Genomic DNA, 26,816 nt, shown 5'->3' with positions numbered 1-26,816 from the left:
ATCACCCACGCGGTGGATCCGGCCTCGCCCGCCGACCGCGCGCGCACGCGGGAAGAAGGCGCGCTGTTTGTCGATGCGCAAGGGCATCTGCGAACAGCACTGGCCCTGGCGCGACCGTTGCCGGCGCGGTGGACGACGCTTGAAGGTGAAGCCGGAGACGTCCTGCCCGAGCACCTCGACCGCGAGAAACCTGACCTGGTCGTGACCGGAACGGGCCGGGACTACACCCTGGGCAAGATCGTTCTGGGAAGCCTTGCAGACCGTATCGCGGCTGCGTCCCGTGTTCCAATGCTCGTCGCGAAGCGGCGGCCGGTCGGGCCCTACCGGCATGTGCTCGTGGCCTTCGATGGCTCGGCGCGGGCCGGCGCGGCCCTCGCGACCGCCCTTCGATTCGCACCTGGTGCGCAGGTTCTGGGCCTGTTCGCGCCACGCGATTCGGCTCCTGACAGGGCGGACGCGAAAACCGTTCAAGCGGCGTTCGACCGCGTACTCGACGCACATGCCACCGCTGCCAGCACGCCGCGGCCCAAGGCGGATCTGCACGTTGCGGGAGAAGACATCCTGTCGGGCATGATCGAGGCCGAACGGAAGTGGAAACCAGATCTTTGTGCCTTCGGCCGCTCGGAGAAGCCCGGCCTGCTTGCGCTGGAGCGGGGCAGCCACTCCGGCTTGCTGATGGCTCACCTGCGGAGCGATACGCTTCTTGGGCCATCGTAGGGATGCGGTGCTCAGTCCGGGACCCTCACCCAACCTTCGCTCCCCAAAACGACGTTTGGTCGGCAGCGAAATACCCATCCGCTGCACCCAAATTTCCCTGCAACTCGACGGTATCGCCAGCCGCCAGTGCCACCATCGTCTGCAGCCAGAGGGCTGTTGCCTCCGATACATGCGCGCCGCTGATCTCGCCGCGCGACCCTCGGATCCCGGCCGTGCCGTTCAGCACAAGCCGCCCGCTCATCCGCGCGGACGTGCTGGCGTTGACTTTGTAAAGCAACGTCGCGCCGAACAGGTAGGTTCCGTCGACCGCGGCCACGAAATGGTTGTTGGCTGCGTCGAACGCGCCCTGATCGTTGTAGTCGGTGTTGTTGATGCCGATCTTCGTCCAGGTCCCGACGCCGACGCAATTGTCGTAGTTCGTGTACGCCTTGAACCGCGGCAAGCGTGGCTGGTCGACAATGCCGGTGGCGTTGTCGACGCTCAGCCCGTCGAAAAAGGTGCTGCCGTCGGCCGAGACCGCGAGCCGGAACCTGTCCGAGCCGAACAGCCCCACCAGCGCCTTGGTCACGAAGCCGGTCTGGAGCGTCAGCCCGAGATCGTCGCCGGCGGCCTCCTTGTTCATGTTGTAGAACAGATCGCCGGTGCCGCCCTCGGCGACTGTCTTCGCCGTCCAGAGCGCGGCGTTCAGCTTGGCCGAGAACGGGTTCGACGCATCCGCCGTGGTACCCAGCCCCAGCAGCGCCATGTTCTGCACGCGGCCGGGGTGGTCCCGACCCAACCCGCGCCGTCGTAGACCAGCAGCAGGCCCTCGTCCTCGACCCACGCCCGCCATCCGGTGCGCGGTGGCAGGCGCAGCCAGGCGCCGTCGGTCCAGAGGGCGATGTTCAGGTCCCACCCCGCCCAGTCGCCCGTCGCACCGGAGCCGACGATATAGCGGTCGCCTTCGGCGGGACTGCCGGGCGGCGTAGTCAGGTCCCGGTCGAGAACGGAAAGCTGTACCAGCCCGTCGAGGATCCGCAGCGCCTCGTTGTGGGTGACGTGCATCTGGGCCTGCGCCGCCATGATATAGGGCAGCAGCGTATGGGTCGTGGCGTCAGACAGGGAGTCGTCAAAGGGTCAGCGTAACGGTTATCGGTGCACCCGCCGCGTTCGCCGTAATGTGGCAGCCGTAATGTGGCTCAAGCCAGCTCATGTTCAACTGGCGGATATCGCGCCGTCGTGCACAAGGGCGCTTTTCGCCGGCCATTGCGGCGGTTATCATCGACGGTCAGGAGATCCCGATGACCCAAGGCACCCCACATCGCGACAACCCCGAGCTGACCGACCTGACCGACACGGCGTGGCTCGACGTCTTGCAGGCCGTCGACCGGACCTATGCCGAACTGGTGGCCTACCAGGAGAAGCTCGAGGAAAAGAACCACGAACTCGATGCGCTCCGGCGGTTCATGAGCTCGGTTCTGCAATCGGTGTCGGACGTCCTGATGGTGGTCGATCGCCAGCAATGCCTGCAGGAGGCCAGCCGGTCGCTCGGGCAGATGCTGGGCCGCCAGCAGAGCCAGCTTGCCGGCAGCGCGCTGTCCGAATTCGTGTGCGAGGGCTCCCGTCAGGCGCTTGCCTCGGCGGTCGAGCAGTCGATGGCAACCCGCGCCTCGCGGATGATCGAGATCGAGATCGTGACCCCCGAAGGCCCCGCCCCGCTGGAAGTCTCGATCGCACCCCGTCTGGACGATCGCGGCCGCGCGACCGGCGCGGTGCTGACCGGGCGCCCCGTGGGCGAGTTGCGCCGGGCCTATGCAAAGCTGTCGGAAAGCCACAAGGCGCTGCAGGATGCCCAGGCGCAGCTTGTCCGCAACGAGAAGCTTGCGGCGCTTGGCCGGCTGCTGGCCGGCGTGGCCCACGAGCTGAACAACCCGATCAGCTTCGTCTATGCCAACGCCCACGCGCTGGAAAAATACGTCGGCAGGTTCGAGACCTATTTTCGCAAAGTGCAGGAAGGCGCCGACCGCGAAGAGCTGATCCGCCTGCGGCAGGAGCTGAAACTGGACCGCGAGCTGCGCAACCTGCGCGCCGCCATAGACGGCGCGCGCGACGGGGCCGAGCGCGTGCGCGACATCGTCGAGGATCTGCGGCGGCTCTCGGCCGAAGGCTCGGGCGAGATCACCAGCTTCGATCTTGCCGAAACCGCCCGTGTCGCCGCCCACTGGGTCGAACGCGGCGCGCGCCGGCGGGTGACGCTGACCCATACCGGGGATGACCGCGTTCCGGCACGGGGGCGGCCCGGTCACATCCAGCAGGTGGTCATGAACCTCGTGCAGAACGCCTATGACGCGGTTGAGGGTGTAGAAGATCCACAGATAACCATCGACACGCGGCTGGAGGGCGACCGCGCGGTTCTGAGCGTGCGCGACAACGGCCCCGGCGTGCCGCCCGACAAGGCCGGCGCGATCTTCGATCCGTTCTACACCACAAAGGATGTCGGCCGCGGCACCGGGCTGGGGCTGTCGATCTCGCACAAGATCGCGCAGGAGCATGGCGGTCACCTGCGGCTGTGCCCGTCCGAGACCGGCGCCTGCTTCCGGCTGGAACTGCCTCTGGGGGTGGCCGAATGAACCTTCTGTGGCTGCAATCGGCCGGCTGCGGCGGCTGCACGATGTCGCTGTTGTGCGCCGAGGATCCCAACGTGCTCGACCTGCTGGACTCTGCCGGCATCCGCCTTCTGTGGCATCCCGCGCTGTCGCAGGAGACCGGCGCCGAGGTGCGCGCGCTGCTCGAACGGATCGAGGCGGGAGAGGTGGCGCTGGATATCCTCTGCGTCGAGGGCGCGGTCCTGCGCGGTCCGAACGGCACCGGGCGGTTCCAGATGCTGGCGGGCACCGGGCGCTCGAATCTCGACTGGGTGCAGAGCCTCGCGGAGAAGGCAGGCCATGTCGTCGCGGTGGGCAGTTGCGCCGCCTTCGGCGGGGTTTCGTCGGCCGGGGACAACCTGACCGATGCGGTCGGCCTGCAATACGAGGGCAAGCACGCCGGGGGCGTGCTGTCCTCCGATTTCCGCGGGCGGTCGGGGCTGCCGGTCGTCAATGTCGCGGGCTGCCCCACCCATCCCGGCTGGGTGACCGAGACGCTGCTGATGCTGGCCGCCGGCACGCTGGGGCCCGAGGGGCTCGACGCGCTGTCGCGGCCGCTCTTCTTCACCGAGACGCTGGCCCATCACGCCTGCCCCAAGAACGAGTTCTACGAGTACAAGGCCAGCGCGATGAAACTGTCGCAGCAGGGCTGCCTGATGGAGCATCTTGGCTGCGTCGGCACCCAGGCGGCGGCCGATTGCAACATCCGCACCTGGAATGGCGAGGGCAGTTGCACCCGCGCCGGATACCCGTGCATCAACTGCACCGCGCCGGAGTTCGAGGAACCACGCCACGCCTTCACCGAGACCCCGAAATTCGCAGGCATCCCCGTGGGTCTGCCCACCGACATGCCAAAGGCGTGGTTCATGGCGCTGGCCTCCTTGTCCAAGGCCGCGACCCCGCCGCGGATCAGTGCCAACGCAACCGCCGACCGCATCCTCGTGCCACCAAGACCAAAGGCCCCCAAGTCATGACCGACACCCCCCGCAGGCTTCTCGTCGGCCCCTTCAATCGGGTCGAGGGCGATCTGGAAATCCGGCTGGAGGTCGAGGACGGGCGCGTGCGCGCGGCTTTCGCCAATTCTCCGCTGTTCCGGGGGTTCGAGAGGATGTTGCTGGGCAAGGACCCGCGCGACGCGATGACGATCACGCCCCGCATCTGCGGCATCTGCTCGATCAGCCAGTCGGCGGCGGCGGCGGGCGCGCTGGCGGCGCTGACCGGCGCAAGCCCCGCGCCGCAGGGGGCGCTGGCGGCGGCGATCCTGCACGGGGTCGAGAACCTTGCCGACCACGTCACCCATTTCAACCTGTTCTTCATGCCCGATTTCGCCCGTCCGGCCTATGCCGGGCGCGACTGGCACGAGACGGCCGTGGACCGTTTCACTGCAGCGCAGGGCTCGGCCGTGCGCGAGGCGGTCGAAGCGCGGGCGAAACTCTTCCACATCGTCGGGCTGCTGGGCGGGAAATGGCCGCACACGCTTGCGTTTCAACCCGCCGGCGTCACCCGCGCCCCGACCGAGCGCGACCGGCAGCGGATCAGGATGTCGCTGGCCGGGTTCCGGCGCTATCTGGAACGGGTGGTGTTCGGCGCTCCGGTCGAGGCCTTCGCCGAACTTGCCACGCGCGACGCGCTGATGGCGTGGACGGCGGGCGATGCGGGGCTTTTCCTGCGTATCGCGCATGACCTTGAACTGGGCAAGCTTGGGCGCGGGCCGGGGCGGTATCTGTCCTACGGCGCCTACCCGCTGGCCGAGGGGCGCGCCATGAAACCCGGCATCTGGGCCGACGGGCAGCACCGGCCGCTGGATACCGCCGCGATCACCGAGGATCTGACCCATGCCTGGATGCTGGGCAAATCCGCCCACCCCGCCCGGGGCGTGACCGATCCCGACGTCGAGATGGCCGAGCCGGCCTATAGCTGGTGCAAGGCGCCGCGGCTGGGCGGCCGGACGATGGAGGTGGGCGCGCTGGCCCGCGCCGTGGTGGACGGGCACCCGCTGGCGCTGGAACTGGGGGCGTCGGGCGGCGGCGTGCTGGCGCGGATCGCGGGGCGGCTGCTGGAGATCGCCCGCACGCAGATCCTGCTGGAACGATGGGCGGACGCGCTGCGGCCGGGAGAGCCGTTCATGGCCGACACGCCGCCCATCCGCGACGGCGCGGGCGAGGGGCTGGTCGAGGCTGCCCGCGGCGCGCTCGGTCACTGGATCAGGGTCGAAGGCGGGCGCATCGCGGGCTATCAGATCGTCGCGCCGACCACGTGGAACTTCAGCCCGCGCGATGCGAACGGCACCCCCGGCCCGCTGGAGGCGGCGTTGGAAGGCGTCAAAGTCGCGCCGGGCGAGGATACGCCGATCGCCGTCCAGCACGTGGTGCGCAGCTTCGACCCCTGCATGGTCTGCACGGTGCATTGATGGCCGGGGCCACGGGTCGCCGCATCCGGGTGCGCGGGCAGGTGCAGGGGGTGGGCTTTCGCCCCTTCGTCTGGGATCTCGCCCGCCGCATGGCGATCACGGGAGACGTGCGCAACGATGCCGAGGGCGTGCTGATCCATGCCGCCGGTCCCGCGCTTGACGCCTTTGAACGCGCGCTGGCGACCGAGGCCCCGCCGCTGGCCGAGGTGCAGGCGGTGGAAAGCGCGTCCCATGTCTTTGACTGCGCGCCCGAGAGGTTCGAGATCGTCGCCTCGGCCGGCGGCGCGGCGGACACGGGCGTGACGCCCGACGGCGCCACCTGCCCCGCCTGCCTGACCGAGATCCGCGACCCGGCCGAACGGCGTCACGGTTATGCCTTCACCAACTGCACCCATTGCGGGCCACGCTTCACCATCCTCGACCGCCTGCCCTATGACCGGGCGCAGACCTCGATGCGGGACTTCCCGATGTGCGCTGCCTGCCGCGCCGAATACGAAAACCCCGCCGACCGCCGGTTCCACGCCCAGCCCGTCGCCTGCCCCGCCTGCGGCCCGCGCCCGTGGCTGGAGGTGGACGGTGCCGAGCGACCCGGCGACCCGATCGCGCAGGCGGCGGGGATGCTGCGCGACGGCGCGATCCTCGGCGTCAAGGGGCTGGGCGGGTTTCACCTTGCCTGCGACGCGCGGAACGGGGACGCCGTGCAACGCCTGCGCGACCGCAAGCGCCGCCCGGCCAAGCCCTTTGCCCTGATGGGTGGCTTGGACATGATCCGCACCCATGCCGATGCCGGGCCCGAGGCCGAAGCGCGGCTGACCGACCCCGCCGCGCCGATCCTGCTGTTGACCGCGCGCGGCGCCGCTCTGCCCGAGGCGGTGGCACCGGGACAGGACACGCTGGGATGGATGCTGCCCTCCACGCCGCTGCATCACCTGCTGCTGGATGCCTTCGGGGGGCCGCTGGTGATGACTTCGGGCAATCTTTCGGGTCAGCCGCAGGTGATCGGCAACGACGAGGCGCGGGCAAAGCTTTCGCCTTTCGTGGATGGCTTTCTGATGCATGACCGCGACATCCTGCGGCGGCTCGACGACTCGGTGGAACGGCTGACGCCGCAGGGCCCGATGGTTCTGCGGCGCGCGCGCGGGCGGGTGCCGGGCACGCTGCCGCTGCCGCCGGGGTTCGAGGACGCCCCGCAGGTTCTGGCCTTCGGCGGGCAGCTCAAATCCGCGATCTGTCTGACGAAATCGGGCCGGGCGCTTTTGTCGCATCACTTGGGCGATCTGGACGACCGGCTCTGTTTCGACGAGTTCCGCAAGGCCGATGCCGACTATGCCGCGCTGTTCGACCACCGCCCGCAAATCTTCGCCTGCGACCTGCATCCCGGCTATCGCGCCTCGCAGCACGCCGAGACCCGCGCCAGAGCACACGCGGATGGCGCGCTGATCCGCGTCCAGCACCACCACGCGCACATGGCCGCCTGCATGGCGGAAAACGGCTGGCCGCGCGATGGCGGGCCGGTTGCCGGGATCGTGCTCGACGGGCTGGGGCTCGGTGCGGATGGCACGATCTGGGGCGGCGAAATCCTTGTCGGCGACTACGTCGGTTTCCGCCGTGCCGCACATCTGGCCCCCGTTCCGCTGATCGGCGGCGACGCGGCGCAGCGCGAGCCGTGGCGCAACCTGCTGGCGCGCCTGGATGCGGCGGGGCTGGGCGCGTTGGCCGATGAAATTCTTGCGGGCCGCGACCTGTCCCTGCCCCGCGCCGCCGCCGCGCGCGGGGTGAACGCGCCGCTTTCCTCCTCGGCAGGCCGGCTGTTCGACGCCTTCGCCGCCGCGCTGGGGCTGGTGACCGGCGCGCAGAGCTTCGAAGGGGAGGCTGCGATGCGGCTTGAGGCACTGGCCCGCAGCGCGCCGGAGGCGCTGTCCCGCCCCTACCCGTTCGACGCCGCAGGCGAGGCGCTGGATCCCGCCCCGATGTTCCGGGCATGGGCCTTCGACCGTGCCGACGGCGCGCCGCCCGAGTTCATGGCCGCACGCTTCCACGCCGCGCTGGCCGAGGCGTTCTGCGCCCGCGCGCGGCAGCTGGTCGAAGGCGGAGAAGCCCGCGCGATCGCGCTGTCGGGCGGGTGTTTCCAGAACGCAACGCTGCTGGACCTGTGCGCCCGGAAGCTTGAAGGGCTGCCCGTGCTGATCCATCGCAAGACCCCTGCCAATGACGGCGGGCTGGCACTGGGGCAGGCGCTGATCGCCGCGGCCGGAGCCTGAGCGGCGGGCGGTCACTGCGTTGCCACCGGGTTGCAAGGAAGGTAACCGCGCGACCGGATACCGTGGTATGCCGAGCCTTGTCTTTTTCGCATAAAAATCTGAAAAACAATCGAAAATTACGACTTCACCCAGTTTCCTGCCTTTTGCTTTATGCTGCCGCGCCTCCCGGCATTCTTGAATGGGAAGGAGTCCGCCCGCACCGCGCGGGCGGGGAATCAATCGCAGCAATTGGAGGAGGGCCAGCCTTGAAGCCCAGGGAAACCTTCTATGACGTGATGCGCCGCCAGGGGATCACCCGGCGCAGCTTCATGAAATACTGTTCGCTCACCGCCTCGGCGCTGGGGCTTGGGCCGGCCTTCGTACCGAAGATCGCCCACGCGATGGAGACCAAGCCGCGCACGCCGGTGATCTGGCTGCACGGGCTGGAATGCACCTGCTGTTCGGAAAGCTTCATCCGCTCAGCGCATCCGCTGGTGAAGGATGTCGTGCTGTCGATGATCTCGCTGGACTACGACGACACGCTGATGGCCGCCGCCGGCCATGCCGCGGAACGGGCGCTGGAAGAGACGATCGAACAATACAAGGGCAACTACATCCTCGCGGTCGAGGGCAACCCGCCGCTGAACGAGGACGGGATGTTCTGCATCTCGGGCGGCAAGCCCTTCGTGGAAAAGCTGCGTTACGCCGCCAAGGACGCCAAGGCCATCATCAGCTGGGGCGCCTGCGCGTCCTATGGCTGCGTGCAGGCCGCCTATCCCAACCCGACGCAGGCAACCCCGGTGCACAAGGTCATCTCCGACAAGCCGATCATCAAGGTGCCCGGCTGCCCGCCGATCGCCGAGGTGATGACCGGCGTCATCACCTACATGCTGACCTTCGACCGCCTGCCCGAGCTTGACCGCCAGGGCCGGCCGGCGATGTTCTACGGCCAGCGCATCCACGACAAGTGCTATCGCCGGCCGCATTTCGACGCCGGCCAGTTCGTCGAGGCGTGGGACGACGAGAACGCGCGCAAGGGCTATTGCCTCTACAAGATGGGCTGCAAGGGGCCGACCACCTACAACGCCTGCTCGACCATCCGCTGGAACGAGGGCGTGAGCTTCCCCATCCAGTCCGGCCACGGCTGCATCGGCTGCTCCGAGGACGGGTTCTGGGATCAGGGCAGCTTCTATGACCGGGTGACCGACCTGACCCAGTTCGGCGTCGAATCCAATGCCGACAAGATCGGCATGACGGCGGCCGCCGGCGTGGGCGGCGCAGTGGCGCTGCACGCCGCCGTCTCGGCGCTGAAGGCCGCGCAACGCAAGACCCAGAACGACGTTTCCGAGGAGGCCTGATAGATGGTTGTTCAAACCCCCAACGGTTTCGAGCTGGACAATTCCGGGCGCCGGATCGTCGTGGATCCGGTGACGCGGATCGAGGGCCACATGCGCTGCGAAGTCAACGTGGATGAAAACGGCGTGATCCGCAACGCCGTCTCCACCGGCACCATGTGGCGCGGGCTAGAGGTGATCCTGAAGGGCCGCGACCCGCGCGATGCCTGGGCCTTTACCGAACGCATCTGCGGGGTGTGCACCGGCACCCACGCGCTGACATCCGTGCGCGCGGTCGAGGACGCGCTGGGGATCACCATCCCCGACAACGCCAACTCGATCCGCAACATCATGCAGCTCAACCTGCAGATCCACGACCACATCGTGCATTTCTATCACCTGCACGCGCTGGACTGGGTGAACCCCGTGAACGCCCTGCGCGCCGATCCGAGGGCGACCTCGGAGCTTCAGCAGAAGGTCGGGCCCAACCACCCGCTCTCCAGCCCCGGCTATTTCCGGGACGTTCAGAACCGGCTGAAACAGTTCGTGGAATCCGGCCAGCTGGGCCTGTTCAAGAACGGCTACTGGGACAACCCCGCCTACCGTCTGCCGCCCGAGGCCGACCTGATGGCGGTGACGCACTACCTCGAGGCGCTCGATCTGCAGCGCGAGATCGTCAAGATCCACACGATCTTCGGCGGCAAGAACCCGCACCCGAACTGGCTGGTGGGCGGTGTGCCCTGCCCGATCAACGTGCATTCCACCGGCGCGGTCGGCGCGATCAACATGGAACGGCTGAACCAGGTCTCGACCATCATCCAGCTGTGCCAGGACTTCGTGCGCAACGTCTATATCCCCGACGTGGTGGCGATCGGCGGCTTCTACCGCGACTGGCTGTATGGCGGCGGGCTGTCCAGCCAGGCGGTGCTCGCCTATGGCGACATCCCCGAACATGCCAACAATTTCGACGCCGACCAGCTTCACCTGCCGCGCGGCGCGATCATCAACGGCAACCTCGACGAGGTGCATGACGTCGATGTGCGCGATCCCGAACAGGTGCAGGAATTCGTCGATCACAGCTGGTACGAATATGGCACGCCCGGCCGCGGCCTGCACCCGTGGGACGGCGTGACCGAGGCGAAGTTCGAGCTGGGCGCGAATACTGTCGGCAGCCGCACCAACATCAAGAACATCGACGAGGCGGCGAAATACAGCTGGATCAAGGCACCCCGCTGGCGCGGTCACGCGATGGAGGTGGGGCCGCTGGCGCGCTACATCATCGGCTATGCCAAGGGACACGAGCAGATCACCGCTCAGGTCACCGGCCTGCTGCGCACGATGGACCTGCCGGTCGAGGCGCTGTTCTCGACGCTCGGCCGCACCGCCGCGCGGGCGCTCGAGTCCGAGTATTGCGCCGACCTGCAGCGGTATTTCTTCGACAAGCTGGTGACCAACATCCGCAACGGCGACGAAAGCACCGCCAACATCGAGAAATGGGACCCGTCGAGCTGGCCGAAACAGGCCAGGGGCGTCGGCATCACCGAGGCGCCGCGCGGCGCGCTGGGGCACTGGGTGTCGATCGCCGATGGCCGGATCGCGAACTACCAATGCGTGGTGCCCACCACCTGGAACGGCAGCCCGCGCGACACCAAGGGCAATATCGGCGCCTTCGAGGCCAGCCTTCTGAACACCCCGATGGAGCGCCCCGACGAGCCGGTCGAGATCCTGCGCACCCTGCACAGCTTCGACCCGTGCCTTGCGTGCTCCACCCATGTCATGTCGCCCGACGGCGATGAACTGACCACCGTCAAGGTCCGCTGAAGGAGAAGGCAACCATGAAGAAAGCTCTTGCACCGATCCTGCTGTTCCCCACCGCAACCGTAGCCCATGAAGGGCATGGCGCGGCCAGCGAGGCCCACTGGCTGACCCAGCCGGACCACCTGACGGTCATCCTGCTTGGTGCGCTGGTCATCCTGCCGCTCGTCTTCCGGGTGGCCGGGCTGGTCGTGCACCTGGCCCGGACCTGGGAGAAGATCCATGAATGAGAGGACGATCCACTCGGCCAATCCCGACGTCTTGCCGCTGAAATCGGCGCTGCTGGCCGGCGACGCCACCGAAGGCGACCTCGACAGCATCCGCAAGCGCACTTCGGTCTTCGTCTATGAATGGCCGGTGCGGCTGTGGCACTGGGTGAACGCGCTGGCGATCCTCGTGCTGGCGGTCACGGGCTGGTTCATCGGCGCGCCGCCGCCGTCGATGCAGATCGGCGAGGCGACGCACCAGTTCGTCTTCGGCTACATCCGCTTTGCCCATTTCGCGGCGGGGCTGATCCTGACCATGGGCTTCCTCGGCCGCATCTACTGGGCCTTCGTCGGCAACCACCACTCGCGGCAGCTGTTCCGCCTGCCGCTGTGGAACCGCCACTGGTGGTCGGAAGTGTTCTTCGAACTGCGCTGGTATCTGTTCCTCGAACGCGAGCCCAAGAAATACGTGGGCCACAACCCGCTGGCGCAGGTGGCGATGTTTTTCTTCATGACGTTGGGCCTGACCTTCATGATCGTAACCGGCCTTGCGCTTTATGGCGAGGGACTGGGCGCCGGATCGTGGGCCGACGTCTTGTTCGGCTGGGTCATCCCGCTGGTGGGCGGCAGCCAGGCGCTGCACTCGCTGCATCACCTCGGCATGTGGGCCATCGTGATCTTCGTGATCATCCACATCTATGCCGCGATCCGCGAAGACATCATGTCGCGGCAGTCGATGGTTTCGACCATGATCTCGGGCCACCGGACCTTCAAGGACGACCGGCCCGACTGACCCGGGCGGGGCGCGATTCACCACGGCAAAACGGCGGGCCACGGCGCGCCGTTTTTTATGGTCGCATAGCTTTCGAAATTCTGAAAAGTGGATAGCATCTTGCCATGTCATGCCGGCCTGCATACCACGGCACACGAACATCTACTTGAAATACAAGAAGATAAAAAAATCCGGGGCGGAATCGCGGTTTTTGACCATACGCGGGGTGAAAGCATTATTTTCGCGCTCGCGCCGGACTGAAAACCACCTGTCCGGCGGAAAGAGACAGGGAGGAACCATGACCGCCAGGACACTCATTCTGGGCATCGGCAACGTGTTGTGGGCCGACGAGGGCTTTGGCGTGCGCTGCGTCGAGGCGCTGGCCGATCGCTGGCGGTTCGACGAGGCCGTGCACATCATGGACGGCGGCACGCAGGGGCTCTACCTGCTGCCCTATCTCGAAGAGGCTGACCGGTTGATCGTGTTCGACGCGGTCGATTACGGCCTGACCCCCGGCACGCTGAAGGTCGTCGAGGGCGACGAAGTTCCCGCCTTCATGGGTGCCAAGAAGATGAGCCTGCACCAGACCGGGTTCCAGGACGTGATCGGCACCGCGCGTCTGATGGGCTATTGCCCCGAAACGCTGCTGCTGATCGGCTGCCAGCCCGAGGAGCTCGAAGATTACGGCGGCGGGTTGCGCGCGGTCGTCGCCGCGCAGATCGACCCGGCGCTGGACATCGCGCTGGACCGGCTGCGCGCATGGGGCCACGAGCCGGTTCCCGGCCGCGCCGCCGGCGCCGAACTGGCCGACCACGCGATCCGGCGCACGGCCTACGAAGAGGGCCGCCCCTCGGCCGAAGAGGCCTGCCGCATCGGCGATGCCCGCTTCCTGCCCGGGCAGGGATAGGGCCATGTGCGTCGGAATTCCCATGCGTATCATCGCCTGCGACGGCATCTCCGGCACCGCGACCGATGGCCGGCGCGAGGCGCTGATCGACCTGTCCTTGACCGGCCCGCTGGACCCCGGCACCTGGGTTCTGACCTTTCTGGGAGCCGCGCGCGAGGTATTGCAAGAGGACGAGGCGCTCAAGATCCGCGCCGCGCTCGACGGGCTTGGCGCCGTGATCGCCGGCGGCGATCTGGGCGACGCCTTCGCCGATCTCGAGGCCACCGGCCCGACCCTGCCACCGCACCTGGCTGCCGCGAAGGCGGCCGGCAAGACCATCGCCTGAGGAGACGCGCCATGACCCATCCCCTGATCGACCGCCTGACCGCCGAGCTCGGCTGGCCGCGGCTTGAGGATGCCGTAAGCCTGAACCGCTTCATCTCGGCCCCGGGCGACCACGTCGTGTTCGTCCCCGGCGACCCCAGGCGCAATCTTGAAACCCCGGATGTCGCCGTGATCCTGCCGGAACTGCGCATGGCCTTCCAGAACCGGTTCGACTGCGCGGTGGCGAGCGAGGCCATCGAAACCGACGTGCGCGAGATGACGCAGGTCTTCAAGACGCCGAGCCTGCTGTTCTTCCGCGACGGCCGGCCGATCGGCGCGATCCCCAAGGTGCGCGACTGGTCCGACTACATCGCCCGTATCACCCATATCCTTGCCGCCCCGGCGGCCGAAAACGCCTGACGAAGGAGCCGATCATGGCCAATTTCCATCTGCCGCCCATCGGTTTCGGCCCCGGTTCGCAGCCCGCGGATGCCGAAGGCGGGCCGCAATACCCGCCGATGCCGCAGGAGATGCGGGTTTTCGTCCCGCCCAGCCCCGAGGTGACAGACCCCGAGCGGCTCGCCCCGGCGCTGGAACTGCTGTCCCGGTTTGCAGCGGCCTGCCAGGCCTGCGCCGGTGACGGCACGACCGCCGGTTTCGACCTTGCCACGCTCGACACCGCGAACCGCGCGCTGATCGCCGGGACGCTGGGCCAGGGCGAGGTGTCGATCCGCGTTCGCGGCGTTCCCGCCGTGGCGGTGCAGGAAAGCGTCTTTGCCGGGGTCTGGGTGCTGTCGGGCCACGGCATCGACCGGGTCGAGGTCGCGCCGATCCCCTCCCTCGCGCTCGAACGCGCCTTCGCGCCCACCCGTTCCGGCAAGGGTGCAGACGCCCCGCGCGGCCCGGCGGTGGTGAACGCGCCGCCGCTGCTGGTGGAGCTGCAGGACAAGTCCGCCGCCTTCGCACCGGGTTCGGGGCCGCATGTCGTCAACCTAACGCTTCTGCCCCATACCGAAGAGGATCTGGTCTGGCTCGACGCCGCGCTCGGCGAGGGGTCGGTCACCATCCTGTCGCGCGGGTACGGCAACTGCCGGATCACCGCGACCGCCCTGCCCCATGTCTGGCGGGTGCAGTTCTTCAACTCGATGGACACGCTGATCCTCGACACGTTCGAGGTCACGTCGATGCCCGAGGTCGCGCTGGCCGCGACCGAGGACCTGTCCGACAGCGCCGGCCGGCTGGCCCGCGTGCTGGAGTCGATCCGATGACCCCATTCGAAGGCGGCTATCACAACGACCCGCAGGGGTTCAGCCCGCAGGCGGTGCTGGAATGCAAGATCTGCTGGACGCCCTACGACCCCGCCCGCGGCGACGACCACCGCCAGATCGACCCCGGAACCCCGTTCCGCGACCTGCCGGAGGACTGGTCCTGCCCCAACTGCGGCGCGCCCAAGGAACATTTCCTCGTCAGCCGCGATCCCGGCGCGGCGGCGATGGTGGAACAGGCGCGCATCCGCAAGCAGACCGACCGGCTGGTGGCCGATTTCCGCGAGATCTGGAACGCCAAGATGCGCGACGTGCCGATGGTGAACCGGGCCCTGTCGATCGAGGCGGTCGGCTTTCGCCTGCATGACGGCCGCCCGCTGGGCGTCCTGCTCAGCCCCTGGTTCATGAACCTGGTGCTGCTGCCGGCCGAGGGAGAGGACTGGTCGCACCTCACCCCCGGCGAGAAGGAGGTGATCGGCTTCCCCTCGGGCGACTACGAGTTCATCCACAACGTGCGCGAGACGGTGGGCGGCTACAAGGCCTGCTCGCTGTTCTCGATGATGGGCGAGTTCCGCACCCAGGCCCAGGCGGTCGAGGTCGCCCGCGCGGTGATGGTGGCGCTGTTCGACGCGGCCAACCGCGCCGAAACCGACCGCCGCGCCGAGATCCGCGCCGCGCGCGAGGCCGCGACGGCCCCGGCTGCCGACGAGGCCCCGGATCTTTCGCAACCGACCCGCCGCGCGGTGATCACCGGCGGTCTGGCCGACGAGGGCTGACATGAGCTTTGCCCGCCCCCTCTCTTCCGCGCGGCTCGCCATCCGCCCCGCCCCGGCCCTGCCGGTGGCGCGGCTGGTCGTCGGAAAGCCGGTCGAGGAGGCGGCGGAACTGCTGCCGCGCCTGTTCAACCTGTGCCGCGCGGCGCAGGCGGCGGCGACGCGGCTGGCGCTTGGCCTGCCGCTGGCCGAGGGCTGGCAGGACGGTCTGCACCAAGAGATCCTGCGCGATCACCTGATGCGGCTGTTCGTGACATGGCCCGCGCGGCTGGGAAGGGGCGCGAGTGCCCCGCCCGCCGGCTGGAACGATGACGCCGGCGTGGCGGCAAGGGCCGTGTTCGGCCCCGCCGCGCGCGCGCCCGAAACACCCGGCGCGTTGTCCGACTTTCTCGCCTCGGGCCACGGGGTCGCCCCGGTTCTGGCCCGGATCGGCGGCGCCTTCGCGACCGGCGAAGCCGCGGCCGACCTGCCCGTGGTGAGCCCCGATACCGCCCTGACCCCCAGCGCGGTGGAAAATTCGGTCGCGGCGCGGCACGCGGACAACCCCGCCCTTCGGGCGCTGGCCAACCGCCACGGGCGCGGACCCCTGTGGCGCGCGGCGGCGCGGCTCTATGACATCGCCGCCTGCTTGAACGGCACTTTGCCCGCGCCTGCCACGCCCGCGCCGGGCGGCGCGCTTGTCCCCGCCGCGCGCGGGCTCTATGCCGTGCGGGCCGAGGCCCGCCATGGCCGCGTTACCGCCTTCGCCCGCGTCACGCCCACCGATCACCTGCTTGTGCCGGGTGGCGTGTTGGAGCGAAGCCTGGCCACGCTGCCAGCGGAGAAGGCGGGCCTTGCGCCGTTGCTGCTGGAAATCCTCGACCCGTGCAGCCCGGTGCGGCTGGAGGAGTTGGACGATGCATGAGATGTCGCTGTGCGAAGGGATCCGGCAAGTGATCGAGGATCAGGCCCGCGCCAACGGCGTCAGCCGCGTGCGCCGGGTCCGGCTGGAGATCGGCCGCTTTGCCGGGGTCGAGAAACCGGCGCTGGAATTTGCCTTTGACGTGGTCATGCGCGGCAGCGTGGCCGAGGGCGCGGAACTGGTGATGCTGGACCTTCCCGGCCGCGCCATGTGCTATGACTGCGCCAGGGAAGTCGAGATCGCCGACCGGCTCGACCCCTGCCCCGATTGCGGCGGCGGGAAGCTGATGCCGACCGGCGGAGATGAAATGCGGATCAAGGATTTGGAGGTCGTCTGATGTGCACGGTTTGCGGATGCGGAGATGCAAAGGTCGAGGGCCTCGCCCACAATCATGACCACGATCATGACCACGATCATGGCCACGGTCACGATCACCATCACGGGCATGGTCACGGGCACTACCATCACCACCACGATCACGCCCATCACCACCACGGCGAGCTGCATTTCGGCCAAGGCCCCGCCGGCGTCGCCGTGCCGGGGATGAGCCAGGAGCGCCTGATCGAGATCGAGACCGGCATCCTGGCCAAGAACGACCGCTATGCCGCCGAGAACCGCGCCTTCCTGCGCGGGCGGGGGGTGTTTGCGGTCAACCTCGTGTCGTCGCCGGGCTCGGGCAAGACAACGCTTCTGTGCAGGACGATCGAGGCGCTCGGCGGCCAGCCGTTGGCGGTGATCGAGGGCGACCAGCAGACCGCGAACGACGCCGACCGCATCCGCGCCACCGGCGCCCCGGCGGTTCAGGTCAACACCGGCAAGGGCTGCCACCTCGACGGTCACATGGTCGGCCACGCGATCGAGCATCTGGACCCGCGCCCCGAAAGCCTGCTGTTCATCGAGAATGTCGGCAACCTCGTCTGCCCCGCCGGGTTCGACCTGGGCGAGGACTGCAAGGTGGCGATCCTGTCCGTCACCGAGGGCGAGGACAAGCCGCTGAAATACCCCGACATGTTCACCGCCGCGCGGCTGGCGATCCTCAACAAGATCGACCTTGCCCCGCATTGCGACGTGGATCTCGACCTCTACGAGGCCAACCTGCGCCGGGTGAACCCCGGTATCGAGATCCTGCGCGTCTCGGCCCGCACCGGCGAAGGCATGGAGGCCTGGACCGGCTGGCTGCGCGCCCGCCTGGCCGAGAAGATCCGACCCAGGGCCGCCGAATGAGCACCGGGAAGCTGCCCAACGTCCTGCTGATCGACGACGAGGAACACTCGCTGGCCTCGATGCGCATGGCGCTGGAGGACGAGTTCGACTGCCTCACCGCCACCAGCGCCGACGAGGGCTGGCGGCTGATGGAGGAGAACTATGTCGAGGTCATCTTCTGCGATCAGCGGATGCCCGGCAAGACGGGGGTGGAGTTCCTGACCGAGGTGCGCGACCGCTGGCCCGAAACGGTGCGGATCATCATCACCGGCTATACCGATACCAACGAAATGATCGCCGCGATCAACGCGGCCGGGATCTACCAGTTCCTCACCAAGCCGTGGCATCCCGACCAGCTGCTGATGGCGGCGCGCAATGCCGCCCACCTGTTCCAACTCAGCCGCGATCACGACCGCATGGCGCTCGAGATGCGCTATCTCGCCAGCCGGGCCGAAAGCCAGCTGGAAGAACGCCGAAGGGCCCTGCGCGACGGTCTGGGGTTCGAAAAGGTGCTGCGCGCCCCCAACTCGCCGATGAACGCGGTGGTGATGCTGGCCCGCCAATATGCCGGCTTCGACGTGCCGGTGTTGCTGACCGGAGAGGCCGGAACCGGCAAGACCGCGCTGGCGCGGGCGATGCACTACACCTCGCTGCGCTCGGACAAGCCGTTTCACGAACTGAATTGCGCCGGCATGACCGACGACCTGCTTGAGGTCGAACTGTTCGGCGCCAAGCGCGGCGCGCTGCCGGGGCTGATGTCGAACCGGCTCGGCCTGTTCCAGAAGGCCGACCGGGGCACGCTGTTTCTCAACGGGGTCGATACGCTCAGCCCGGCGATGCAGCTCGCGCTGCTGCGGGTGGTGACCGAGGGCCGGTATCAGCCCGTCGGCGGGCACGAGACCCAAGCCACCAACCTGCGGCTGATCGCCGGCAGCCACGGCGACATGCGCGCCCTGGTGGCCGAGGGCCGGTTCCGGCCGGATCTCTACTATGCGCTGTCGGTGGCCGAGATCGCCGTGCCGCCCCTGCGCGCCCGGCCCGGTGACATCGCGGTCTTGTGCCAGCACATGCTGTTCGATGTCGCCAGCGCCCACGGCAAGCCGGTGCACGGGCTGTCGGACGCGGCGCTCGAGTTTCTCGAGAACCACGACTGGCCGGGCAACCTCAAGGAGCTGGAAAACGAGATCACCCGGATGCTGATCCTGGCCCAGGAAAAGGTCCTCGGGCCCGAGCTGATCTCGCGCCACATCCTTCAGGCCCCGCGCGGCGACAATGACACCGACCGCCGCGCCGACGCCGTGCTGGCGGGGCCCGGCACGCTCAAGGACCGGGTCGAGGAGATCGAGATGCGCATCCTGCGCGAGACCCTGACCCGTCTGAAATGGAACAAGAGCCGCGCGGCGGCAGAGCTGGGGCTGTCGCGGGTCGGGCTGCGGGCCAAGCTCGACCGCTACGGCATCGCCCAGCCGCGCCAATGCGCCGAACAGGAAGAGGAGGCCTGACCCATGTGCCACGCAGTTCCCGCGCGGGTGACGCAGGTCCACCCCGGCGAGATGGCCGAGGTCGATCTGGCCGGCGCGCGCAAGACGGTCTCGACGGTTCTGGTGGGCGCGGTCGAACCCGGCGACTACCTGCTGGTCCATGTCGGCTATGCGCTTGGCCGGATCGACCCGGACGAGGCCCGCGCCACGCTTGACGCGCTGGCCGAACTGGGAGAGTTGCAATGAAATACGTCGAGGATTTCCGCGCCCCGAAACTGGCCCGGGCGCTGGCGGCAAGGATCGCGGCCGAGGTGGAGTCGGGCCGCGACTACCGGCTGATGGAGTTCTGCGGCGGCCATACCCACGCGATCTTCCGCTATGGCGTCAAGGATCTGCTGCCCGCCAACGTGCGGATGATCCACGGCCCCGGCTGCCCGGTCTGCGTGCTGCCGATCACGCGGCTCGACATGGCGATCGCGCTGGCGCGCCGGCCCAAGGTGACGCTGTGCACCTATGGCGACATGCTGCGGGTGCCTGGCTCGCGCAAGCAGTCTCTCTTGAAGGCGCGCGCCGAGGGCGCCGACATCCGCATGGTGGGCTCGACGATGGACGCGATCCGGCTGGCCGAGGAAAACCCTGACCGCGAGGTGGTGTTCTTCGCCATCGGGTTCGAGACGACGACGCCGCCCACGGCGGTGGCCATCAAGGCGGCCGAGGCCAGGGGGCTGGCCAATTTCAGCGTGTTCTGCAACCACGTCCTGACCCCGGCGGCGATCACCAACATCCTCGAGGCGCCCGAGATCCGGCAGATGGAAGCGGTCGAGATCGACGGCTTCCTTGGCCCCGCGCATGTCTCGGTGGTGATCGGCTCGCAGCCCTATGACTATTTCGCCGAGGAGTTCCGCAAACCCGTGGTCATCGCCGGGTTCGAACCGATAGACGTAATGCAGTCGATCCTGATGCTGGTGCGCCAGATCAACGAGGGCCGCGCCGAGGTGGAAAACCAGTATACCCGCGCGGTCACGCCCGCGGGCAACGCCGCCGCCAAGGCGCTGGTGGCCGAGGTGTTCGAGCTACGCCGCACGTTCGAATGGCGCGGGCTGGGGCGCGTGCCCTATTCCGCCTTCCGCCTGCGCGACCGTTTCGCCGGTTTCGATGCCGAAAGGCGGTTCGGGATGACCCCCGACCGCGCGGTCGAGAACAAGGCCTGCGACTGTCCCAAGATCCTGCGCGGCGCGGCGGTGCCGTCCGACTGCAGGCTGTTCGGCAAGCAATGCACTCCGCAGACGCCGCTGGGCTCGTGCATGGTGTCCGACGAGGGCGCCTGCGCCGCCTATTACAAATACGGCCGCCGCCGCGCGGCCCCGAACCGGAGGGAGGCCGCGGAATGAGACACGCGACATTCGACAACGGAGTGGTCGAGATGAGCCACGGCGCCGGCGGGCGCGACATGGCCGACCTGATCCGGCATCTCTTCGTGGCGGCTTTCGACAATCCCGACCTGACCGGCGAAGAGGACCAGGCGATTCTGAGCTTCCCGACCGGGCGCATGGCGATCTCGACCGACGGCTTCGTCGTCTCGCCGATGTTCTTTCCCGGCGGCGACATCGGATCGCTGGCGGTGAACGGCACGGTGAACGACGTGGCGATGGGCGGGGCCGACCCGGTGGCGCTGAGCTGTTCCTTCATCCTCGAAGAGGGGCTGCCGCTGGCCGATCTGTCGCGCGTGGTGGAATCGATGGCCACCGCGGCGCGGGCGGCCGGTGTGCGCATCGTGACTGGCGACACCAAGGTGGTGGAGCGCGGCAAGGGAGACGGCATCTTTATCACCACCACCGGCTTCGGCCAGGTGCGCGAGGGCGTCAGCCTTTCCGCCCGTAACGGGCGGCCCGGCGACGTGGTGCTCGTTTCCGGCACGCTGGGCGATCACGGCGTGGCGGTGATGGGCCGCCGCGAGGGCTTTGATTTCGACACCGACATCGTCAGCGACTGCGCGGCGCTGAACGGGCTGGCGGGCGCGCTTCTGGACGCGGTGCCGCAGACCCGTCTGATGCGCGACCCCACCCGCGGCGGGTTGGCGGCGGTGCTGAACGAGATCGCCGAGGCCAGCCGCGTCGGCATCACCATCCGCGAGGATGCCCTGCCGATCCGCGCGGGCGTGGCCGGCGCCTGCGAAATCCTCGGGCTCGACCCGCTCTATGTCGCCAACGAGGGCAAGCTGGTGGCGGTGGTGCCCCCCGAACATGCGCAGGCCGCGCTCGCGGCGTTGCGCGCCCATCCCCTGGGGGCCGAGGCCGCGATCATCGGCGAGCTGCGCGCCGATCCCGACCATTTCGTCGAGATGGAAACCGCCTTCGGCGGCCGCCGCATGGTGGACTGGATCGCCGGCGAGCAACTGCCGAGGATCTGCTGATGCGTATCCTGATCCTGACCCACGCCTTCAACAGCCTTACCCAGCGGATCTGGCTGGAGCTGACCGAGGCCGGTAACGAGGTGGCCGTGGAGTTCGATGTCAACGATGCCGCCACCCGCCGCGCGGTGGACCGCGTGCGGCCCGATCTGCTGCTGGCGCCGTTCCTCAAGCGCGCTATCCCCGCCGACATCTGGCGCGCCCTGCCCTGTTTCGTGGTCCATCCCGGTCCGCCGGGCGACAAGGGGCCAAGCGCGCTGGACCGCGCGGTGCAGGAGGGCGCGCCCGAATGGGGCGTTACCGTTCTGCAGGCGGTGACGGAGATGGATGCCGGTCCGGTCTGGGCGCATTGCCGCTTTCTCATGCGCGCGGCCACCAAATCGAGCCTCTACCGCCGCGAAGTGACCGAGGCGGCGGTGGCGGCGGTGGCCGAGGCGCTGGAGCGGTTCGAACGGCGCCTTGGCCCCGCCCTGCCCGACAACGGGCCCGAGCCGATGCGCCCCGTCCTGCCGCAGGCAGACCGTGCCATCGACTGGGAGCGCATGACCACAGCCGAAGTGCTGGCCCGCATCCGCGCCGCAGACGGCATGCCGGGGGTGCGCGACGTGATCGAGGGCCACGAGGTCTGGCTGCATGACGCGCACCCGGCGCAGGCCGCCGGCACACCCGGCGCGCTCATCGGTCGCGGCGACGAGGCGGTCCTGCGCGCCACCGCCGACGGTGCCGTCTGGATCGGCCAGTTGCGCGTGACCCTGCCGGGCGAGGATCGCAGGCTCAAGCTGCCCGCCGCCGAGGCGCTGCGCCTGTTGGGCCTGCCGCTGCCGCCGCGCGTGGACCTGCCCGGCGCGCCAAGCCTCGTCGAGACCGAGCGCCACGGCGACATCGCGCTGATCCGCTTTCCCTTCCACAACGGAGCGATGAACCTTGGCCGCTGCCGGGCGCTCGAAGCCGCCATTCGCGCCGCCACCGCCGGCGACGCCCGTGCCATCCTGCTGACCGGCGGGGCGGAATTCTGGTCGAACGGCATCGACCTTGCCACCATCGAGGCCAGCGACAGCCCGGCCGAGGCGTCGATGGCGCTGATCGAGGCGATCGACGACGTGTGCCTCGCGCTGCTGGAGGCGCGTGACAAGTGGGTGGTGTCGCTGATGCGCGGGAATGCGGGCGCGGGCGGCGTGTTCATGGCGCTGGCCGCCGACGAGGTGCTGGCCCGCGACGGCGTGGTGCTGAACCCGCACTACAAGAACATGGGCAACCTCTACGGCTCGGAATACTGGACCTACCTGTTGCCGCGCCGGCTGGGTCACGAGGGCGCGCGCGCGCTGATGGAAACCCGCCTGCCGCTGTCCGCCCGCGGCGCGCTGAAACTGGGGCTGATCGACGGGCTGGTCGAGGCTGGCCCCGAGGCGGCCGAGGCCGGGGCGCTGGAGCGGATGCAGGCGCGGCTGACCGATCCGGGGTTCGGCCAAGACCTCGCCACCAAGCAGGCCCGCCGCGACGCCGACGAGGCCGAAAAACCGCTGGCCCGCTATCGCGCGGAAGAACTGGAGCGGATGCGGCTCAACTTCTTCGGTTTCGACACCAGCTATCACGTCGCGCGCTACAATTTCATCACCAAGGTGCCGAAGTCGCGCACCCCCAACTATCTTGCCCGCTCGGCACGCTGCGCCTGAGGCTCGGCTGTGCTGTCAGACGAATGCGAACCAGTCACGGATTCAAGGCTCGGCAGATCCTGTTACGCACGCAGGCGGCGCCAGTCGGCATGAGCGGCGGTGCGGTTCGTCTTGAATTCTGGTCTTGAGAAGAGGCTGAACAATTCTACGCCGTCAGCGAGCCGGCCGTCGTCCACCTGCCCAGGCGATAAGCGCGCCGCTGCGCCTCGGTCAGGTGGCCGAGCACGATCACCGGCGCTTCGGTCAGCCCGAGCTGCGTCGCGGCCAGCACACGGCCGTGACCCGCGATCAGTTCGCCGTCCTCGCCGACGAGGCACGGCACGGTCCAGCCGAACTCGGCCATGCTGGCGGCGATCTTCGCCACCTGGTCGGCCCCGTGCACCTTCGCGTTCTTCGCGTAGGGCTGGAGCTTGGCCAGCGGCCAGGTCTCGATCCGCTCGGGGGCGAAGCTCAGCGTCATGGGCGGTGTTCCGTGAGTGGTGGTGGATTCCGGCGCGGCGGAGGCCACCGGCTTCCCCGCTGGACTCCGGCATCTACGGGGCATCCACCCCGCGTGGCCGGTCATATGTTTGAAATTACAACGGTTTCGTGGCGCCGCAGGTGGGTCTGGATTCCGGGTGGCTTCCCAAAAATCCGGCCCTGTCGCTGGCGAAATCCCGCGCCAAGCCCGCCAGCATACGATTTCGGCCCGGAAGGAACCGTGGTCTTGACTGGGTGGCCTTCCGACGCACCGATCGAACTTACCCCTCACATACCGGCAGGATCGCGAAAGTGTCTGGAAAAAATTTATCCGGCTTCGGAACGCTCACAGCGCCGGGTCGTCGGCGCGCGCGAGGTCGATCACCTGCTGCATGGAAAGCCGCGGGTTGAGGCGGCGGTTGTTCAGCCGGTGCGCGATCAGACACAAGGAATAGACCCAATGATGATGGGCAGAGGCACGTTGAAGTCCGACCGCACGGCAGACCTCGCGCCAGCGATAGCCGTAAGCGCGAAGCCAGACGATCTTTCCGTCGACCGGGTCGAGACCGGCAGTCCAGGTCAGCGTCTGCTCCATCCGGCTGATCGCCTGCGGCGAGGGCAGGACGCGCATCCGTTTCGGCTCCTGCCCCACCTGATCGGCGAAGGAGTGGATGATCTCGGGCCATGTGCTGAAGTACCCCCGAAGCCGTGGCTCGGGGAGCCGTTTGAGCACGAAGGCCGCTTCGGAAAGGTGGGCCTCGACGAGGGAAGGCGTCCATCTATCCATGGCGCTCACCCGCATTGGAGGAACGCGGACCATAAAGCTTCTCGCCCAGTTGGCGCACAAGCTCTCGCTCCGGCCAGGTCAGCCGTTCATCGTCCACGGACACAGCCAGCAGACCCTGTTCGCGCCAGCCGTCGCGTTTGACCTGTTCGGGATCGCGGCGGCGCCCGCCATAGCCCGGAGGCGTAAAGCGCATGGTCTTCATCGCCCCGCCTCCGACATCAGCGCCGCGTAGCCGATCACGTCCACGAGGCTGTCGCGATGCGCGGGGTCATGCGCGAGCCGCGCCAGCTTCAGGTCGATCATGCAGAGCGCCACCTGCTCGGGGCTGACCGGCACGCCAAGTGTAAGGCTCCAGCGCGCCGCGATGGCGCGCAGGGCATCCGTCGCCGGCCCGTAGGTCTCGGCGCGGGCTTCGAGCACATGGGCGGCTTCCTCGAGGATCGCGGGACGGATCATGCCATGCCTCCCTTCGTCTCGATGGCCCAGAGAAGCAGCGCTATGGCATCGGCCTCGTTGTCGTCGGCGGGGTCGAAGCCCCGGGCGCGAACCGCTTCGAGCATCGCCTGCTTCGCCGCATTGCCCTTTCCGGTGGCGTGCTTCTTGATCGTGCCGACCGGGACACCCTCATAGGGCACGCCACGCAGCTCGGCCCATGCGGTCAGCGTGGCCATGAGGCCGCCGTAGACATGTGCCGCGTCGGTGCCCGCGCGTCTGCGCACCTCCTCGAACCAGATGGTGGAGATGGGCCCCGACATCCGGTCGATCTCGGTCAGCCAGTTGGTGAAGCGCAGATACCGCATGCCGCCGCCGTCGAAACGGCTCGGCCGGAACGAGACCGTGCCGTTGGTGATCAGCCCGTCATGCCCGTGCAGCGCCCAGCCGGTCGTGGTGCCGAGATCGAGCGCGAGGATGCAGGGCGCTCGATCGACCGGGCCGCTGTCACCCGTTTCAGCGATTACGGCCGAGGACATCGAGCCACCGATTTGCGTGCCAATCGTAATCCCGAGGTAGCCTCTCTGCCGCCCAGTGTTGAACTTCTCAAACCCAAGACCCGCGACGCCAAGAGAAAACCGCTTGACGGATCCTGACCGAATGTCGCGCGCTCGTGCCCAAGCCTGCCAGTCACGGAACAAGGTCATGGTCGGCGTGAATGCGTCCGGGTCACGGACGCATCGATCCGAAAGCCAACGGCGGAGATCATCCGAAAACGCAGTCGTGGCGGATGTGGCGGGACATCCGGAAAACACCGTTCGCCTGCGCGCGTGCGCGCGCGTGACGCCTATAAGGGGGATAGCCGCCACATCCGCCATTTCCCTTGTTTTACTGGTCATTGTAGTCCCCATCGAAAAGGTCGGTCTTGTTGTCCTTCACGGCGATCCCGCGAAACCCGCGCACCGTGCTGGTCTTGAATTTTTCGAAGCCGCGGGCACTCAGGGTCTCGGAGAACCGCTTCATCGAGCCGGCGTATTCTCCGTTCGCCTCGGCCCAGCTCTTCCAGCTGTTGAAAAGCTCGGTCGATCCGGACTCGTAGGAAGGGCTGCCGACATCGCAGCACTCCTCCATCCAGCGACCGAGCGCGTCCTCGGCCTCGAAGTAATCCTCGGTCGCGGCCATCACGGCCTCGGGCGGGCGCAGCCCGGTTTCCTGCCACTCGAGGCAGCCCTGGAGCGCCCAGGCGAGGATGCCGTCACGCTCGGCCAGAAGCCGGTCGGACAGGCGGCGGTCGCGTTTGGCCGGCGGGATGGTGACCGTGAATGGCACCATGTGCAGCCGTCGCTTCATCGCCTCATCGACGTTGCGGATCGCCGCGCTTGACGGCAAGGGCATGATCGTCTGCATGAGCCGGCGAATCTGCGTCGCGCTTTACAACGAGATCGTGGCACTTCGTCCCGATTGGCATTCCGACGACGACAATGCCGGCGCCATCAAGATCGTGATGACTGGGTCGGCATCGGATCCGGCGGATTGGCAACGACACATCGGCAACAAGGCGCGCAGGGATCTGATCGCGAAGCGCGCCAAGGATCCGGACGACCCACTGAAACTCGTGATCGTTCGCGACATGTGGCTGACCGGCTTCGACGCCCCATCGATGCACACCATGTACATCGACAAGCCGATGCAGGGGCACGGGTTGATGCAGGCCATCGCTCGGGTGAACCGCGTCTTCCGCGACAAACCCGCCGGTCTCGTGGTGGATTACATCGGGATCGCCCAAAGCCTGAAGAACGCGCTGGGCCAGTATTCCGAGAGCGACCGGCGCCAGGCCGGCATCGACGAGGCCGAGGCGGTAGCGGAAATGCTGAAGCGCTACGAGATCGTTCAAGATCACTTCCATGGGTTCGACTACAGCCAAGCCTTGAAGGGAGAGCCGTCAGATCGCCTGCGGACGCTCGCAGCAGCAATGAACTGGATCTTGGAGCGCCAGCACGCGGCAGCCACGAAGGAGGCGGACGAAGAAGCAAGAAAGACAGCCCTTTGGCGATACCAGGACGACGTCCTTGCGCTATCAAAGGCGTTCGCGCTGGCAGCGGCG

Annotated in this window: 28 protein-coding genes and 2 pseudogenes; 23 read left to right on the top strand and 7 right to left on the bottom strand. The window is 68.0% G+C overall.

All coding sequences use genetic code 11. From position 1 onward, the window contains the following. Positions 1-717: universal stress protein (locus tag F3H26_RS17255; protein ID WP_149777223.1), on the top strand; the 717-nt coding region annotated here is incomplete at its 5' end. Positions 718-742: 25 nt separating this feature from the next. On the opposite strand, the pseudogene F3H26_RS17250 reads toward F3H26_RS17255, so the two are convergent. Continuing rightward, positions 743-1,818 (bottom strand): annotated as a pseudogene (locus F3H26_RS17250) (DUF2793 domain-containing protein). A gap of 179 nt (positions 1,819-1,997) precedes the next feature. Between F3H26_RS17250 and F3H26_RS17245 the strand changes: the two are divergent. From F3H26_RS17245 to F3H26_RS17145, 21 genes are all read left to right on the top strand, one after another. Continuing rightward, the gene (locus tag F3H26_RS17245; RefSeq protein WP_149777222.1) at positions 1,998-3,326 is read left to right on the top strand and encodes an ATP-binding protein; all 1,329 of its coding nucleotides are present in this window, start codon (positions 1,998-2,000) and stop codon (positions 3,324-3,326) included. Beyond that, positions 3,323-4,315 carry an NADH-quinone oxidoreductase subunit B family protein gene (locus F3H26_RS17240; RefSeq protein WP_149777221.1) on the top strand — a complete coding sequence of 331 codons (993 nt, stop codon included), beginning with the start codon at positions 3,323-3,325 and terminating at the stop codon, positions 4,313-4,315. The genes F3H26_RS17245 and F3H26_RS17240 overlap by 4 nt, the downstream gene beginning before the upstream one ends. Then, positions 4,312-5,751, top strand: a complete 1,440-nt coding sequence (locus tag F3H26_RS17235; RefSeq protein ID WP_149777220.1) for a nickel-dependent hydrogenase large subunit — start codon at positions 4,312-4,314, stop codon at positions 5,749-5,751. Before F3H26_RS17240 ends, F3H26_RS17235 begins: the two co-directional genes overlap by 4 nt. Then, entirely contained in the window at positions 5,751-8,012 is a 2,262-nt protein-coding gene (gene hypF / locus F3H26_RS17230; RefSeq protein ID WP_149777219.1) for a carbamoyltransferase HypF, read from the top strand. Before F3H26_RS17235 ends, hypF begins: the two co-directional genes overlap by 1 nt. Before the next feature lie 245 nt (positions 8,013-8,257). Beyond that, entirely contained in the window at positions 8,258-9,349 is a 1,092-nt protein-coding gene (locus tag F3H26_RS17225) for a hydrogenase small subunit (protein ID WP_149777218.1), read from the top strand. 3 nt (positions 9,350-9,352) lie between these two features. Continuing rightward, positions 9,353-11,146: a nickel-dependent hydrogenase large subunit gene (locus F3H26_RS17220; protein WP_149777217.1), complete on the top strand. Its 1,794-nt coding sequence runs from the start codon at positions 9,353-9,355 to the stop codon at positions 11,144-11,146. Positions 11,147-11,160: 14 nt separating this feature from the next. Beyond that, positions 11,161-11,370: a hypothetical protein gene (locus F3H26_RS17215; RefSeq protein ID WP_149777216.1), complete on the top strand. Its 210-nt coding sequence runs from the start codon at positions 11,161-11,163 to the stop codon at positions 11,368-11,370. Further along, positions 11,363-12,139, top strand: coding sequence for a Ni/Fe-hydrogenase, b-type cytochrome subunit (cybH, locus tag F3H26_RS17210; RefSeq protein ID WP_149777215.1), 777 nt, complete (start codon positions 11,363-11,365; stop codon positions 12,137-12,139). Before F3H26_RS17215 ends, cybH begins: the two co-directional genes overlap by 8 nt. 277 nt (positions 12,140-12,416) lie before the next feature. Beyond that, a complete protein-coding gene (locus tag F3H26_RS17205) occupies positions 12,417-13,025 on the top strand; it encodes a HyaD/HybD family hydrogenase maturation endopeptidase (RefSeq protein ID WP_149777214.1) in 609 nt (202 codons plus the stop codon). Continuing rightward, positions 12,997-13,350 carry a HypC/HybG/HupF family hydrogenase formation chaperone gene (locus tag F3H26_RS17200; protein WP_394349785.1) on the top strand — a complete coding sequence of 118 codons (354 nt, stop codon included), beginning with the start codon at positions 12,997-12,999 and terminating at the stop codon, positions 13,348-13,350. Before F3H26_RS17205 ends, F3H26_RS17200 begins: the two co-directional genes overlap by 29 nt. A gap of 11 nt (positions 13,351-13,361) precedes the next feature. Then, positions 13,362-13,748 carry a thioredoxin domain-containing protein gene (locus F3H26_RS17195; RefSeq protein WP_149777212.1) on the top strand — a complete coding sequence of 129 codons (387 nt, stop codon included), beginning with the start codon at positions 13,362-13,364 and terminating at the stop codon, positions 13,746-13,748. 14 nt (positions 13,749-13,762) lie between these two features. Continuing rightward, positions 13,763-14,596 (top strand): hydrogenase expression/formation protein, encoded by an 834-nt coding sequence (locus F3H26_RS17190; protein WP_188127803.1) that lies wholly within the window; start codon positions 13,763-13,765, stop codon positions 14,594-14,596. Next, positions 14,593-15,369: a [NiFe]-hydrogenase assembly chaperone HybE gene (gene hybE, locus F3H26_RS17185; protein ID WP_149777210.1), complete on the top strand. Its 777-nt coding sequence runs from the start codon at positions 14,593-14,595 to the stop codon at positions 15,367-15,369. The genes F3H26_RS17190 and hybE overlap by 4 nt, the downstream gene beginning before the upstream one ends. A gap of 1 nt (position 15,370) precedes the next feature. Further along, on the top strand, positions 15,371-16,270 hold the full coding sequence (locus tag F3H26_RS17180; protein WP_149777209.1) for a hydrogenase expression/formation protein HupK: 900 nt from the start codon (positions 15,371-15,373) through the stop codon (positions 16,268-16,270). Next, complete coding sequence (hypA, locus tag F3H26_RS17175) at positions 16,263-16,604, top strand: hydrogenase maturation nickel metallochaperone HypA (protein ID WP_149777208.1); 342 nt, start codon at positions 16,263-16,265, stop codon at positions 16,602-16,604. The genes F3H26_RS17180 and hypA overlap by 8 nt, the downstream gene beginning before the upstream one ends. Beyond that, the gene (gene hypB / locus F3H26_RS17170) at positions 16,604-17,491 is read left to right on the top strand and encodes a hydrogenase nickel incorporation protein HypB (RefSeq protein ID WP_149777207.1); all 888 of its coding nucleotides are present in this window, start codon (positions 16,604-16,606) and stop codon (positions 17,489-17,491) included. Before hypA ends, hypB begins: the two co-directional genes overlap by 1 nt. Continuing rightward, positions 17,488-18,972 (top strand): sigma-54-dependent transcriptional regulator, encoded by a 1,485-nt coding sequence (locus F3H26_RS17165; RefSeq protein ID WP_149777206.1) that lies wholly within the window; start codon positions 17,488-17,490, stop codon positions 18,970-18,972. The genes hypB and F3H26_RS17165 overlap by 4 nt, the downstream gene beginning before the upstream one ends. 3 nt (positions 18,973-18,975) lie before the next feature. Beyond that, entirely contained in the window at positions 18,976-19,197 is a 222-nt protein-coding gene (locus F3H26_RS17160) for a HypC/HybG/HupF family hydrogenase formation chaperone (RefSeq protein WP_149777205.1), read from the top strand. Further along, on the top strand, positions 19,194-20,342 hold the full coding sequence (gene hypD / locus F3H26_RS17155; protein WP_149777204.1) for a hydrogenase formation protein HypD: 1,149 nt from the start codon (positions 19,194-19,196) through the stop codon (positions 20,340-20,342). The genes F3H26_RS17160 and hypD overlap by 4 nt, the downstream gene beginning before the upstream one ends. Continuing rightward, the gene (gene hypE, locus F3H26_RS17150; protein WP_149777203.1) at positions 20,339-21,364 is read left to right on the top strand and encodes a hydrogenase expression/formation protein HypE; all 1,026 of its coding nucleotides are present in this window, start codon (positions 20,339-20,341) and stop codon (positions 21,362-21,364) included. Before hypD ends, hypE begins: the two co-directional genes overlap by 4 nt. Then, positions 21,364-23,034, top strand: coding sequence for a hydrogenase maturation protein (locus F3H26_RS17145; protein ID WP_149777202.1), 1,671 nt, complete (start codon positions 21,364-21,366; stop codon positions 23,032-23,034). The genes hypE and F3H26_RS17145 overlap by 1 nt, the downstream gene beginning before the upstream one ends. 163 nt (positions 23,035-23,197) lie before the next feature. On the opposite strand, the pseudogene F3H26_RS17140 reads toward F3H26_RS17145, so the two are convergent. From F3H26_RS17140 to F3H26_RS17115, 6 genes and pseudogenes are all read right to left on the bottom strand, one after another. Beyond that, positions 23,198-23,494 (bottom strand): annotated as a pseudogene (locus F3H26_RS17140) (ParB/Srx family N-terminal domain-containing protein); the annotation flags it as partial. Positions 23,495-23,839: 345 nt separating this feature from the next. After that, the gene (locus F3H26_RS17135) at positions 23,840-24,280 is read right to left on the bottom strand and encodes a DUF6362 family protein (RefSeq protein WP_149777201.1); all 441 of its coding nucleotides are present in this window, start codon (positions 24,278-24,280) and stop codon (positions 23,840-23,842) included. Further along, on the bottom strand, positions 24,273-24,482 hold the full coding sequence (locus F3H26_RS17130; RefSeq protein ID WP_425433823.1) for a hypothetical protein: 210 nt from the start codon (positions 24,480-24,482) through the stop codon (positions 24,273-24,275). The genes F3H26_RS17135 and F3H26_RS17130 overlap by 8 nt, the downstream gene beginning before the upstream one ends. Next, the gene (locus F3H26_RS17125; RefSeq protein ID WP_149777200.1) at positions 24,479-24,736 is read right to left on the bottom strand and encodes a DUF6378 domain-containing protein; all 258 of its coding nucleotides are present in this window, start codon (positions 24,734-24,736) and stop codon (positions 24,479-24,481) included. The genes F3H26_RS17130 and F3H26_RS17125 overlap by 4 nt, the downstream gene beginning before the upstream one ends. Beyond that, positions 24,733-25,611, bottom strand: coding sequence for a hypothetical protein (locus F3H26_RS20110; RefSeq protein WP_316635930.1), 879 nt, complete (start codon positions 25,609-25,611; stop codon positions 24,733-24,735). Before F3H26_RS20110 ends, F3H26_RS17125 begins: the two co-directional genes overlap by 4 nt. Beyond that, a complete protein-coding gene (locus tag F3H26_RS17115) occupies positions 25,601-26,044 on the bottom strand; it encodes a hypothetical protein (RefSeq protein ID WP_188127802.1) in 444 nt (147 codons plus the stop codon). The genes F3H26_RS20110 and F3H26_RS17115 overlap by 11 nt, the downstream gene beginning before the upstream one ends. Here F3H26_RS17115 and F3H26_RS17110 point away from each other — a divergent pair. Then, positions 26,022-26,816 (top strand): type I restriction enzyme subunit R domain-containing protein (locus F3H26_RS17110; protein ID WP_149777198.1); only part of this gene is annotated, 795 nt, incomplete at its 3' end. The two genes, F3H26_RS17115 and F3H26_RS17110, sit on opposite strands and share 23 nt — an antisense overlap.

The organism is Ruegeria intermedia, from assembly GCF_900129345.1.
Taxonomy (GTDB): domain Bacteria; phylum Pseudomonadota; class Alphaproteobacteria; order Rhodobacterales; family Rhodobacteraceae; genus Ruegeria; species Ruegeria intermedia.
The sequence above is the reverse complement of the archived record's forward strand: the minus strand, read 5'-3'. Positions and strand labels throughout refer to the sequence as shown.